Source organism: Brevundimonas sp. GW821-FHT02A10, assembly GCF_059422025.1.
In genome coordinates, this window is the sequence record NZ_JBWKWC010000002.1 from 479,659 (window position 1) to 492,327 (window position 12,669).

The following is a 12,669-nucleotide window of genomic DNA, read 5'->3' on the forward strand; positions in this document are numbered from 1 at the left end:
CGGAGGGCCGCCAGATGATGTCGGGGGTCATTTCCGAGACCCGGCCGCGCGCCGTGAAGCCGCGTCACTATGAGGTCGTGGCCCGGGCGGGTGGCTGGAGCGTGGTTCTGAACGGCGCCTGCACCCGCCCCTTCCGCAGCCGTCGGGCAGCCGAGCGGATCGCGAGGTCGCTGCAGAAACAGGCCGACGCCCTGAACAACGAGAGGCCCCACTGATGGCCCTCGCCCTTCAGACGCCGCCCGCCGTGATCGAGGTCATTCCCGACGGCCCGCGTTGGCGGCTGCAGTCCAGCGACCGGCTGTTCAGCGGCGTCTTCACCGACCGACGGACCGCCCTGCGGCACGCCATGGCCGAGGCGGAATGCCACCCCGGCCATGTGGTGGTGATCAGCCCCGCGAGGGGATGTTGATCCCGCGCTGCACGGCGGGACGGGCCAGCGCCCGTTCCAGCCAGGCGGGGACGTTCTTCAGGCTGGCGTAGTCGACGATCTCGCCGGCCTCATAGAAGCCGATCAGGTTGCGGACCCAGCCGATCATGGAGATGTCGGCGATGGTGTAGTCGTCGCCCATGATCCAGTCGCGGCCTTCAAGGCGGCCTTCCAGCACGCCCAGCAGGCGCTTCGACTCGGCGGCGTAGCGGTCGCGCGGACGCTTGTCCTCATAGTCCTTGCCCGCGAACTTGTGGAAGAAGCCGAGCTGGCCGAACATCGGGCCCAGGCCGCCCATCTGCCACATCAGCCACTGGATGGTCTGGTAACGCAGGGCCGGATCGGTGGGCAGGAACCGGCCGGTCTTCTCGGCCAGATAGATGAGGATGGCGCCGGATTCCCACAGGGCCAGCGGCTTGCCGCCGGGGCCGTCGGGATCGAGGATGGCCGGGATCTTGCCGTTCGGATTGAGCGACAGATAATCGGGCGTCCAGCTCTCGTTCTTCATGATGTCCACCAGATGGACCTCATAGGGGATGCCGATCTCCTCCAGCATGATGGAGACTTTCACGCCGTTGGGCGTCGGCAGGCCGTAGTACTGCAGGACCGTCGGGTCCTTCGCCGGGTACTGGTTCGTGATTGCAAAGGCGGACAGATCGGCCATGGGGCTCCCTCTCGTGGCGAGCCCCTATGTCGGGAGCGGTCAGCTTGACCGCAAGTCAGTCCGGCTCGCGTTCGCCGGTCTCGACCGGACGGACGGCCAGCAGCCAGCCGTCGGCGATATGCAGCTCGGGCGTCGCCTCTTTCGTGAAGGGCAGATACCAGGTCTGGCCGCCCGCCGCCGGGCTGATCTCCAGCATGTCGTCGGCGCCGAAATTCTGCACCGCGCGGACGGTGCCGAGGACGACGCCTTCCGGATCGCGGGCTTCCAGACCCACGAGGTCGGCGAGGTAGAATTCGTCCTCGTCCGGTTCGGGGAAGCGGTCGCGCGGGACGAAGAGTTTCAGATTCCGCAGGGCGTCGGCCTGCTCCTTGGTGTCGACCTCCTTCACCCGCCCGACGATGCCGTCCTTGGACGGGCGGGCCGAGGTGACGGTCAGGGCGTGGGAGCCGTCGGCGCGCAGCAGGGGACCATAGGCCGTCAGGGCCAGGGGGTCTGCGGTATAGGCCGTGATCTTGACCTCGCCGCGCACCCCGAAGCCGCCGGCGACGTGGCCGACGAGGATGAGTTTGCCGTCGTTCTGCGCCATCGTGGCCGCTCCGTTCGATCCGTGTGTCGCCAGATAGCAGAAAGGCAGTGTTCGATCGCTCGAACACTGCCCTCCGCCACCCTCGTTCCGGCGTGAACCGGAGACGCGGGCAAGAAGCCTTAGGCTTCGGTCTTGTCTTCTTCAGCGGCGCCTTCGGCCGGAGCCTCTTCGACGCTGACTTCGGCGGAGCCGTCGGTGTCAGCGGCAGGCGCTTCAGCAGCGGCTTCTTCAGCCGGAGCTTCTTCGACGGCCGGAGCGTTCTTGGCGGCTTCGGCGGCGGCGGCGGCTTCTTCCTTGGCGCGGACGGCGGCTTCAGCAGCCTCGATCTTGGCGGCGGCTTCGGCCTCGGCGCGGTCGGCTTCGCGCTGGGCGCGTTCGGCCGAACGTTCCTGGGCCTTCTTGCCCGGGGTGCCCTTGTTCGGGTTGTTCGACTGGGTCCACTTGACCTTGCCGACCAGGGCTTCGTCGGTGCTCTGCGAGATGAAGCGCGCGACGCGGTCGGTCGGCTGGGCGCCCTTGCCGAGCCATTCCGAGACGCGGTCGGCCTTCAGGGTGACGCGCGGCGTGGCGCCGTCCTTGGGCAGCATCGGGTTGTAGGTGCCGACGCGTTCCAGGAACTTGCCGTCCCGGGGAGCGTGCGAGTCAGCGACGACGATGTAGTAGTAGGGGCGCTTCTTGGCGCCACCGCGGGCCAGACGAATCTTCAGCATTTTCAGTCTCTTTCTTTAATCTGTAGTCTTATTTCTTGGGTGGGAAGCCCGGCAGGCCGGGCAGGCCTCCCGGAAGTTGTCCGCCGCCCAGACCCGCGAGGCGGTCCTGGATGGCTTTCATTTCGTCGGCCGAGGGTTCGGGCATCTTGCCCCCGCCCATGGCCTTCAAACGGTTGAGATCGGGGCCGCCCATCCCGGGCATGCCGCCGCCAGCGCCGCCGCCGAGACCGCCCAGCATGGCGGCCATCTGCTGCATCTTGCGCGGGCCGCCCTTGGCCATCGACTTGACCATGTCGGCCATCTGGCGGTGCTGTTTGAGCAGGCGGTTGATGTCCTGGACCTCAACGCCGGCGCCGGCGGCGACGCGCTTCTTGCGGCTGGCGTTGAGCAGGTCGGGCTTTTTGCGCTCGGCCTTGGTCATGGAGGAGATGATGGCTTCCTGACGCGCGATCGACTTGTCGTCGATGTTGGCGTCGGCCATCTGGTTCTTCATCTTGGCCACGCCGGGCAGCATGCCCATGATGCCCTGAAGACCGCCCATCTTCTTCATCTGCTGGAACTGGGCGGCGAGGTCGTTCAGGTCGAACTGGCCCTTGGCCAGTTTGCGGGCCATGGCCTCGGCCTTGGACTGGTCGAGTTCCTGCGACGCCTTTTCGACCAAGGCGACGATGTCGCCCTGACCCAGGATGCGGCCGGCGACGCGACGGGCGTCGAAGACGTCGAGCGCGTCGACCTTCTCGCCCGAGCCCATGTATTTGATCGGCAGGCCGGTGACGGCGCGCATCGACAGCATGGCGCCGCCGCGGCCGTCGCCGTCGGCGCGGGTCAGGACCAGACCCGTCAGGGGCAGGCGTTCGTGGAAGGCCTTGGCGGTGCGGACGGCGTCCTGACCGGTCAGGCTGTCGGCGACCAGCAGGGTCTCGACGGGATTGGCGATGGCCGCGACCTCGGCGACCTCGGCCATCAGACCCTCGTCGAGGGTGATGCGGCCGGCGGTATCGAGGATCAGGACATCGAAGCCCTGAAGCTTCGCCGACGTCAGGGCTCGTTTGGTGATCTGGACGGCGCTCTCGCCCGCCACGATCGGCAGGGTGGCGACCTCGATCTGTTTGCCGAGGGTGGCCAGCTGTTCCATCGCCGCCGGGCGACGGGTGTCCAGCGAGGCCATCATGACCTTCTTGCGATCGAACTTGGTCAGTCGCAGCGCCAGCTTGGCGGAGGTCGTGGTCTTGCCGGAGCCCTGCAGGCCGGCCATCAGGATGACGGCGGGGGGCGTGGCGTTGGTGTTGAGGCCGACCGGCTCCTCGCCGCCCAGCATCTCGATCAGGCCGTCATAGACGATCTTGACCACCTGGTCGGCCGGCTTGACCGAACGGATGACCTCTTCGCCCGTGGCGCGTTCGGTGGCGAAGGCGATGAAGTCCTTGACCACCGGCAGGGCGACGTCGGCCTCCAGCAGGGCCACGCGCACTTCGCGCATCGCCTCGGCGACATCCTTTTCGGACAGGGCGCCGCGGCCGGTGATCCGGTCGAAAACGCCTGTCAGCCGCTCGTTCAGAGCCTCGAACATTCACTACCTCGTCAGCCTCGCCGGGATTGGCGGGAGCCGTGATTTCCACGCCTGAACCGGCCCCCATAGCGAAACGGCCTCTGGCGACGATCACGTCGGCAGAGGTTTCTCGCCTGCCTCGTCCATCGCGAAGATGGGGACGTGCAGGTGGAGACGCAGGTTCAATTGCGTCGGAAGCGGCGGCTTATGGCGGAAAAGGGCGGCGAAGACAAGGCGGGAGGGCCGAAGCTCAGTCCACCGGATAGGTGACCTCGTCCTCGACGGTGGCGATCGAGACGGGCGGTCCCTCCTGAAAGATCACCCTGGTCGTATGGACTGCGCCCTGGCCTGACTGAAGGATAAGACAGTTCTCCTGCTTGTCCTCGCACCATCGGACCGAGGTCAAGCCACGGTCGGGAACGTTCAGGGCCTGAAAAGCCAAGGCGCCAACGAACGCGGTGTCCTCATCTTCGGCATGGAAGAACGGCATGACGTCGGTGACGGCGGCGCAGGCCGCCTCCTCGCGCGCGACTTCCGCTTCCGTCATGTCCGACACATCGGCCCGCCGCAGCCCACCGACGGCGCCGTAGATCTTTGACAACAGGATGGAATGCACCCCGCCCCCGTTTTTCGCGCGACGTGGGACGACGAGCATGACGTCCGCGACGCAGAGCCCCGGCATCTGGCTCCATCGCGCCTGCCCGAAATAGGTCAGCCCGGGAACCCCGATCCCGGTGTCCACCTGCCGGAAGCGGCTGGCGTAGTCGGACAGGGCATCGCGAGCCATGCCCTGAACCCGCGCCTCCTCCGTCATCGACGCGCAGCCGCACAGGGCACCCAGCAGGGCGGACAGAACCACCACACGTGAAATCATGATCCCCCTCCAGAGCCAAGGCATGTCAGCACGGATCGACGACGCTTCAAACATCGTCATGGACCGCACAATCCGTTTCAGCGTTAGGGTTGCGGGATGGTCAGACGGGAAACCCCTGATACGGTCCCGCTTCCACCTGCAGCCTCCCCTGCCCCAGAGACACGCCCATGCCGACTTCCTCCGCTCCTGTCGCCGACGACCGTCTGCGCGAGGAGGTTCGCAAACTCGGCGCGGTGCTCGGCGAGGTCATTCGCGATGAGGGCGGGCAGGAGCTCTACGACCGGATCGAGGCGGTGCGGCAGGCCTCGGTCGCCTATCATCGCGACCCGGGCTCTCATCCGGCCGGGCGGCTGGAACGGTTGCTGTCGGAACTGTCGCTGGAACAGGCGGTGGGGCTGGCGCACGGCTTCGCGGTCTTCTCCCTGCTGGCCAATGTCGCCGAGGACCGGGCCGGCAAGCGCCGGGCGCGGACCCAGACGGCGGAAGGGGCGCGGCCCGATACGCTGGAAGGGGCCATGGCCCGACTGGCGGCAGCGGGCAAGACGGCGGCCGATGCGCGTGATCTGCTGAACGACGGCCTGATCTCTCCGGTTCTGACGGCTCACCCGTCGGAGGTGCGGCGCAAGAGCGTCATCGACCGGATCGCATCCGTGTCGGACCTGCTGGACGCCTGCGACAAGGACGATCTGAGCTGCGCGCCGGACGTGCTGGATCGCGGGCTGCGGCGTCAGACGGTGATCCTGTGGGCGACCCGGCTGGTGCGGACCACCGGCCTGGTGGTGCAGGATGAGATCGACACCGTCGTCTCCTTCCTTGACCGCATCTTCCTGAGGGTCGCGCCGGAGCAGTTGCAGGAGTGGCGCAAGGCGCTGGATGCGCCCGACCTCAATCCCTTCATCCGCATCGGCGCCTGGGTCGGCGGCGACCGGGACGGCAATCCCAATGTCGACGGCAAGACCCTGACGGCGGCGCTGGCGACCGCGTCGCGGGCGGTGCTGCGCTACTACCTCGAAGAGGTGAATGCGCTGGGGGCCGAGCTCAGCCTGTCGGGCAGCCTCGCCCATGTCTCGCCCGAGATGGCGGCCCTGTCGGGGGCGTCGGAGGACGACAGTCCGCACCGCGCCGACGAACCCTATCGCCGGGCCCTGACCGAGATCTACGCCCGGCTGGCGGCGACCCACCAGAGCATCACCGGGACCCCGGCCCCGCGCGCCGCCCGGTTCGACGCCGATCCCTATCCCGGCCCCGACGCCTTCCGCGCCGAGCTGGCGGTGTTGCGCGACAGTCTGGTGGCTAACCACGGCCAGGTGTTCGCCGACGACAGCCTGACGCAGCTGATCACGGCGGTGGACATCTTCGGCTTCCATATGGCGACTCTGGACCTGCGCCAGAACTCCGACGTGCACGAACGGGTGGTCGCCGACCTGTTCAAGGTGGCGGGGGTCGAGACCGACTATTCCGCGCTGGACGAGGAAGGGCGCATCGCCCTGCTGTCCGCCGAACTGGCCTCGGGCCGGCTGCTGTTCAGCCCCTACTCCGCCTATACGGACGAGACGCTGAAGGAGCGGGCCATTCTGGAGGCGGCGGCGAAGGCGTTGTCCGTCTACGGGCCCCAGGCGATCCGCACCCATATCGTCTCCAAGACCGACGCGGCCTCGGACCTTCTGGAGGTCTATCTGCTGCTCAAGGAGGTCGGCCTCTACCGGCCTGAGGATCCCGGCGCCTGCCCGATCCAGGCGGCGCCCCTGTTCGAGACCATCGACGACCTGAGGGCCGCCAAGCCCACCCTGTCGCGCCTGCTCAAGGAGCCCTCGGCGCTGGCCGTGGCGAAGGCGCGCGGGGTTCAGGAGGTCATGATCGGCTATTCCGACTCCAACAAGGACGGCTCCTACCTGACCTCGACCTGGGAGCTGCACGAGGCGTCGCGGGCCTTGCTGGATGTCACCGATGCAGCGGGGCTGAAGCTGCAGCTGTTCCACGGCCGGGGCGGGGCGGTCGGACGCGGCGGTGGGTCGAGCTTCGCCGGGGTCGTCAGCCAGCCTCAGGGTACGGTCCACGGCCGCATCCGCATCACCGAACAGGGCGAGGTCATCGCCAACAAATACGGCGAGCCCGATGTGGCGCGCCGCAACCTGGACGCCCTTACCGCCGGGGTGCTGATCGCCTCGCTGGCGCCGCCGCCGGATGATGAACTGACCGCGCGCCACGGACCGACGGCGTCGAAGCTGTCCCAGGCCTCAATGACCGCCTACCGGTCGCTGGTTTATGAGACCCCGGGCTTCGTCGACTATTTCCGCGCCGCCACCCCCATCGCCGAACTGGCCGAGCTGAAGATCGGTTCGCGCCCGGCCTCGCGGACGGCATCGACCGCGATCGAGGACCTGCGGGCGATCCCGTGGGTGTTCAGCTGGTCGCAGTCACGGGTGATGCTGCCGGGCTGGTTCGGCTTCGGCAGCGCGGTACAGGGCATGGACATGGCCGAGCTGCAGGCGATGGGGAAGGAGTGGCCCTTCTTCCGCACCCTGATCCAGAACATGGAGATGATCATGGCCAAGGCCGACATGACCATCGCCCGCCGCTATGCACGACTGGTCCCCGACGCCAACCTCGGCGCGACTATCTATGGCGCGATCAAGGACGAGTGGGACAGGACGAAGGACGCCGTCCTGAGCATCACCGGCCAGTCCGATCTTCTGGGCGGACAGCCCGAGCTCGACCGGCTGATCCGCCTGCGCATGCCCTATGTCGAGCCGCTGAACCACGTCCAGATCGAGCTGATCCGGCGGCGGCGGGCGGGCGATGACGATCCTCTGGTGCGCGAAGGCATTCTGCTGGCCATCAACGGGGTGGCGGCGGGGTTGAGAAACAGCGGGTGACGGCAGGAACCCGCGACATTCTGTCCCGTTTCCCAGACCTGCAAGGAAAAGACCTGCAAGGGAAACACGTCATGTTGAAATGGGCTCTCATCTTCGCCGTCATCGCCATCGTGGCGGGTCTGCTCGGTTTCGGCGGCATCGCCGGCGCCGCAGCGGGCATCGCCAAATTCCTGGCGGTTCTGGCTCTGATCGTCTTCGCCGTCTTCCTGGTGCTGGGCTTCACCGTGGCCAAGAAGGTCACCTGAAACAACAGCTTGAACGGCAGTTCAAAACGACAAGACGGCGGTCCTTCGGGGCCGCCGTTTTCCGTTTGCGGACGGCTTTCGAAATCTGACAAAAAGGTCATGACTTCAATGTCATGACCTCGATTTAAAGCTTGGCCACACAGCCGCCCTCGAAGGGTCCGCGATCCGCTCCGGATGGGGCGCAGAAGGTCGGTCCGTCGCCGACACGAGCGACGCCTCTCAGGAACGCCCGTCATGAAAACCCTTCTTGCCTGCGCCCTCACCGCCGCCCTCGCCATCGGCGCCGGGGCAGCCTCCGCCCAGAGTTCCGCCGCGAACGCCCGCGTCTCCTTCGGCGATCTGGACCTGTCCACGCCCGCCGGCGTCGCCACCCTGGATGCGCGCATCGCGGCCGGCGCCCGCGCCCTGTGCCGCACCGCCCAGACGGGCAGCCGCATTTCCGGCGGCGCCCAGTGCACCGCCGCCTTCCGCGCCGAGGTCCTGGCCCAGATGCCGGCCGACGCCCGCGCACAGTATGCCGCCGCCGCCAGCCGCCGTGCGGTCACCCTCTGAGACCCCGCCTGACCGGGCATATTGGCGCCCGAAATGAAAAGGGCCGGCGAGTCGCCTCGCCGGCCCTTTGTCGTGTTGCGGAACCCGCGCCTAGCTGACGGGGAAACCGCGCACCTTCAGCAGGGCCGAGACATCGACGTCGCGGCCCCGGAACTGACGATACGCGTCGGCGCGGTCGGTCGTGTTGCCCGGCGCCAGCATGATCGACTTGAACCGGCCCGAGATGTCCGGATTGAAGACGTCGCCCGACTCCTCGAAATAGGCCCAGGTGTCGGCGTCCATCGTCTCCGACCAGAGGTAGCTGTAATAGCCCGCCGAATAGGCATCCGAGGTGAAGAGGTGATTGAACTGCGGCAGGCGGTGCCGCATCACGATCTCCTTCGGCATGCCGATGCGCGCCAGCGAAGCCTTCTCGAAGGCGTCGATGTCGGTCGGCGGCGTGGCTTGCGTGTGCAGGTCCATGTCGACGATGGCCGAGGACAGATAGCTGACCGTCGCATAGCCCTGGTTGAAGGTCTCCGAGGCGTCGATCTTGTCGACCAGGGCCTGGGGCATGGGCTGGCCCGTCTCCACATGCTTCATGAAGCCGTCGAGGATCGGGCGGGTCAGGACCCAGTGCTCATGCACCTGGGACGGATATTCCACGAAGTCGCGCGGCGTGTTGCCGAACGAGGGATAGGTCACCACCGAGCTGAAATAGTGCAGGGCGTGGCCGAACTCGTGGAACATGGTCTCGGCGTCGTCGAGCGAGAGCAGGACGGGCTGGCCTGGTTCCGGCTTGGTGAAGTTGTTGTTGTTCGAGGCCAGGATGACCTTGGAGCCGTCGAGCTGCGAGAACGACCGGTAGGTGGTCATCCAGGCGCCGGAACGCTTGCCCGGACGGGCGTAGTCGTCGGTGTAGTAGAGGCCCAGGAGGCGGCCGGTGGCCTTGTCGTGGACCTCGTAGGTGACGACGTTTTCCTCGAACACCGGCACGGATCCGGCCGGCAGTTTCTTGAACTGGAAGCCGTACAGCCGCTCCGCCATGTAGAAGGAGCCGGCGCGGACCGCGTTGAGCTCGAAGTAGGGCTTCAGCTCGTTCTGATCGAGGTCGTACTTGGCCTTGCGGACCTTCTCGGCGAAGTAGAGGTAGTCCCAGGGCTCGATGTCGTAACCGGCGATCGCCTTCATGTCGGCGACCTCTTCCACGACCCGCTCCTTGGCCGGGGCCCAGACGCGGTCCATCAGCGACTGCGCGGCCGCCGGGGTCTTGGCCATGGTGTCCTGCATGCGCAGTTCGGCGTGGTTCCTGTAGCCCAGCAGCTTGGCGCGCTGGTCGCGCAGGGCGACGATAGTGGCGATGGTCGCATTGGTGTCGTTGGCGTCGCCGTTGTCGCCGCGGTTCACGAACTTCTTCCAGACCGTCTCACGCATCGGACGGCTGTCGGCGAAGGTCAGGAAGGGATCGACGCTGGAACGGGTGTTCATGATGATCCAGCCCGGGACCGACTTGGCGCGCGCGGCGGCGGCGGCGGCAGCCTTGTTGGACGCGGGGAGCCCCGCGACCCCCGCCTCGGTCGGGATCACCGTCCAGGCGTTCTCGTCGGCGACGACCTTCTGGCCGAAGCTGGTGAAGGCGCCGGACAGGGCGGTGTTGATCCGGCCCAGCTCGGTCTTGCCGGCGGCGTCCAGATTGGCGCCCGAACGGATGAAGCCGTCGCGGCTGCGCACGGCCAGACGCTTCTGCTGGGCGTTCAGCCCCATGGCGTCGGCGGTGTCGGCGACGGCCTTCACGCGCTGGAACAGTTTGTCGTTGAAGCTGATTTCGTCGAAGAAGGCCGACAGGATCGGCGACATCTCGGTGTCGAGGGCGTCATAGGCGTCGCCGCCGATGTTGCCCGTCATGACGCTGTAGATGTTCGAGACGCGGTCCAGCGGCGCGCCCATCAGTTCCATGGCCACCAGGGTGTTGGCGAAGGTCGGCGCCTCGGGATTGTCGGCGATGGCGGCGACGTCGGCGCGGTTCAGCTCAATCCCTTCCAGCAGGGCCTCACGCAGCTTGGCGGGCGTCACCTTGTCCCACGGCGGCACGCCGTCATAGGGGCCGGTCCAGGGCTGCAGCAGCTCGGCCCTCGGCGCGGTCTGGGGCATGACGGCGCGGGCGATGCGGGCCTCTTCGGCGACGGTCGTCGGGTTGGAGCCGGCGGCGTATTCGCCGGCCATGCTGTCGGCCGTGCCGGGCACGGAAGCGCAGGCCGAGAGGGCCATCAGGCTGCCGCCCGCGATGAGAAGCTGGCGTCTGTGCATGAAAATCTCCGGTCGGATAGGGACATGATTTTGAACCTTAGGCGCAAGAACCGCGTCGGTCACCTGAAGGTCGTGTAACCTGGGTCGCCCGATCACGGAGCTGTTGGACGTCAGGGCCATGTCGCGCATTCCCAGCGCCCGCGATCCCGGCTAAAGCCCGGCGCATGGCGATAGGCGTATTTGACTCCGGCGTGGGCGGACTGACGGTCCACCGTGAACTCGTGGCCCGGTTCCCGGAGCGGGACTTCGTTTATTTCGCCGATCAGGCGCGTGGCGCGATCGGCGGCAAGACCGGCGAGGAGATCGTCGAACTGACCCGCGAGGGCTGCACGACCCTGTTCGACGCAGGCGCCAGCGTGGTCGTTCTGGCTTGCAACACCGCTTCGGCGGTCGCCCTGCGTCGCCTGCAGCAAACCTGGATTCCGGGACTGAAGGCGCATTACGGCCGGCCGGTGAACGTCCTGGGCATCATCGTCCCGACCATCGAGGCCGCGACCGGCCTGCCCTGGACCTACGAATCTGACAAGTCCGCCAGGGACGACAAGATCGAGGCCATCGACATCCTCGGCGTTTTCTCGACCGCGGCGACCGCGCTGAGCCGGGTCTATGAGATCGAGATCGACAAGCGGCGCGAGGACCTGGCGGTCTTCTCCGAGCCCTGCCCGGGTCTGGCCGGATTGATCGAACTGGGCGCCACCACCGAGGAGCTGAAGGTGGTGGTTCAGGAGCATGTCGACGCCCTGCGCCGCCGCATCGGCCGCCATCCGGACACGGCCATCCTGGGCTGCACCCACTATGAGATCATCGCCGACCTGTTCGCCCAGGCCCTGCCGCCGAGCACTGGCCTGATCCATCAGCCGACCGCCGTCGCCGACGCGCTTGAGCGCTACTTCGCCCAACACCCGGAATATGAACTGGGATCGTCAGCCCGCCGCGACTTCCTGACCAGCGGGACGCCCGGGCCTCAGTCCGAACTGGTCAGCCAGTTCTGGGGCGCACCCCTGACCTTCGCGGCCGCCTGAACCTCAGTCCTCGAACTCGCCGAGCTGTTCGAACATCGCCTCGGCCTCGTCGAAGGTGTCAAACATCAGCTGCTCGGGCGGATTGATCACCCAGAAGCGGCTGATCATTTGTCCGCCCGCATCGCCCTCATCCTGCTGCCACAGGGCGTGGCTGCCGTGATCCTGAAGCAGGGTCCAGACGCCGGGGCCTTCGGGATGGGCGGTATCAGGCATGGGCGCCTCCAGGGTTTGGGACGGTTGTAACATCGATCCCGGGCTTGACGAGCACCGCCGGGCGGCGCGTCGTGTCGCAGGCCCATCCGGGGAGGAACCACCATGTCCGTGAAAGCCGCCGCCTTCGCCACCGTCGCCGTGCTGGCCCTGTCCGCATTCGCCACCGCCGCCCCGGCCGAGGTTATCGAGAAGGACGCCGACCACTTCGTCCTGCGCTATTCCATGGCTCTGGAGACGACACCCGAGGACATCTACGGAGCGATAGGCGACGTCGGTCAGTGGTGGGATTCAGCCCACACCTACAGCGGCGACGCCCGCAACCTGACCCTGCCGCTGGAAGTCGGCGCCTGCTTCTGCGAGGCGCTGGCGGACGGCAAGACCTTCGAGCACGGACGGGTCGTAGCGGCCGATCCCGAGACGGGAGTCCTGCTCGACGCGCCCCTCGGACCGCTCAAGGGCAACGCGACGACGGCCCAATGGAGCCTCGGCTGGTCCGGCGTCGCCGGTGGCTGGGAAATGGTGATGACCTACGTGGTGCGCGGCCCGGGCCTGGGCGCCTTCGCCGAGGGGGTCGACGGGGTCATGCAAGGCCAGTTCAGCCGCTGGGTCCGCTTCGCCGAATATGGTCCGGACGTTCCGGATGCAGAGGCCGCACACTAGCGCCC

Annotated in this window: 14 protein-coding genes; 7 read left to right on the forward strand and 7 right to left on the reverse strand. The window is 67.2% G+C overall.

All coding sequences use genetic code 11. The features are described 5' to 3' along the window. Positions 1-14: 14 nt before the first annotated feature. Positions 15-215, forward strand: a complete 201-nt coding sequence (locus AC07U0_RS08820) for a hypothetical protein (RefSeq protein WP_494719651.1) — start codon at positions 15-17, stop codon at positions 213-215. Continuing rightward, on the forward strand, positions 215-409 hold the full coding sequence (locus AC07U0_RS08825) for a hypothetical protein (protein ID WP_494719652.1): 195 nt from the start codon (positions 215-217) through the stop codon (positions 407-409). Before AC07U0_RS08820 ends, AC07U0_RS08825 begins: the two co-directional genes overlap by 1 nt. Here the strand turns inward: AC07U0_RS08825 and AC07U0_RS08830 are convergent. From AC07U0_RS08830 to AC07U0_RS08850, 5 genes are all read right to left on the reverse strand, one after another. Continuing rightward, complete coding sequence (locus AC07U0_RS08830; RefSeq protein ID WP_494719653.1) at positions 387-1,091, reverse strand: glutathione S-transferase N-terminal domain-containing protein; 705 nt, start codon at positions 1,089-1,091, stop codon at positions 387-389. The genes AC07U0_RS08825 and AC07U0_RS08830 overlap by 23 nt on opposite strands. A 55-nt stretch (positions 1,092-1,146) precedes the next feature. Next, the gene (gene rimM, locus AC07U0_RS08835) at positions 1,147-1,677 is read right to left on the reverse strand and encodes a ribosome maturation factor RimM (RefSeq protein ID WP_494719654.1); all 531 of its coding nucleotides are present in this window, start codon (positions 1,675-1,677) and stop codon (positions 1,147-1,149) included. A 119-nt stretch (positions 1,678-1,796) separates the two neighbouring features. Beyond that, a complete protein-coding gene (rpsP, locus tag AC07U0_RS08840; protein ID WP_494719655.1) occupies positions 1,797-2,387 on the reverse strand; it encodes a 30S ribosomal protein S16 in 591 nt (196 codons plus the stop codon). A 28-nt stretch (positions 2,388-2,415) separates the two neighbouring features. Beyond that, positions 2,416-3,957, reverse strand: coding sequence for a signal recognition particle protein (gene ffh, locus AC07U0_RS08845; protein ID WP_494719656.1), 1,542 nt, complete (start codon positions 3,955-3,957; stop codon positions 2,416-2,418). Positions 3,958-4,186: 229 nt separating this feature from the next. Then, the gene (locus tag AC07U0_RS08850) at positions 4,187-4,870 is read right to left on the reverse strand and encodes a hypothetical protein (protein WP_494719657.1); all 684 of its coding nucleotides are present in this window, start codon (positions 4,868-4,870) and stop codon (positions 4,187-4,189) included. Between the two features lie 107 nt (positions 4,871-4,977). On the opposite strand from AC07U0_RS08850, the gene ppc reads away from it, so the two are divergent. The 3 genes from ppc to AC07U0_RS08865 all read left to right on the forward strand — a co-directional run bounded on the left by ppc (position 4,978) and on the right by AC07U0_RS08865 (position 8,483). Continuing rightward, on the forward strand, positions 4,978-7,686 hold the full coding sequence (gene ppc, locus AC07U0_RS08855) for a phosphoenolpyruvate carboxylase (protein WP_494719658.1): 2,709 nt from the start codon (positions 4,978-4,980) through the stop codon (positions 7,684-7,686). 71 nt (positions 7,687-7,757) lie between these two features. Further along, a complete protein-coding gene (locus AC07U0_RS08860) occupies positions 7,758-7,931 on the forward strand; it encodes a DUF1328 family protein (protein ID WP_207870306.1) in 174 nt (57 codons plus the stop codon). 234 nt (positions 7,932-8,165) lie between these two features. After that, positions 8,166-8,483: a UrcA family protein gene (locus tag AC07U0_RS08865; RefSeq protein ID WP_494719659.1), complete on the forward strand. Its 318-nt coding sequence runs from the start codon at positions 8,166-8,168 to the stop codon at positions 8,481-8,483. A 90-nt stretch (positions 8,484-8,573) separates the two neighbouring features. Here AC07U0_RS08865 and AC07U0_RS08870 read toward each other — a convergent pair whose 3' ends face one another. After that, complete coding sequence (locus AC07U0_RS08870; protein WP_494719660.1) at positions 8,574-10,769, reverse strand: M3 family metallopeptidase; 2,196 nt, start codon at positions 10,767-10,769, stop codon at positions 8,574-8,576. 164 nt (positions 10,770-10,933) lie between these two features. On the opposite strand from AC07U0_RS08870, the gene AC07U0_RS08875 reads away from it, so the two are divergent. Next, complete coding sequence (locus AC07U0_RS08875) at positions 10,934-11,791, forward strand: glutamate racemase (RefSeq protein ID WP_494719661.1); 858 nt, start codon at positions 10,934-10,936, stop codon at positions 11,789-11,791. Positions 11,792-11,794: 3 nt separating this feature from the next. On the opposite strand, the gene AC07U0_RS08880 is transcribed toward AC07U0_RS08875, so the two are convergent. Beyond that, positions 11,795-12,004 carry a hypothetical protein gene (locus tag AC07U0_RS08880; RefSeq protein WP_494719662.1) on the reverse strand — a complete coding sequence of 70 codons (210 nt, stop codon included), beginning with the start codon at positions 12,002-12,004 and terminating at the stop codon, positions 11,795-11,797. Between the two features lie 102 nt (positions 12,005-12,106). Here AC07U0_RS08880 and AC07U0_RS08885 point away from each other — a divergent pair, with 102 nt between their 5' ends. Then, positions 12,107-12,664 (forward strand): hypothetical protein, encoded by a 558-nt coding sequence (locus tag AC07U0_RS08885; protein WP_494719663.1) that lies wholly within the window; start codon positions 12,107-12,109, stop codon positions 12,662-12,664. Positions 12,665-12,669: the final 5 nt, after the last annotated feature.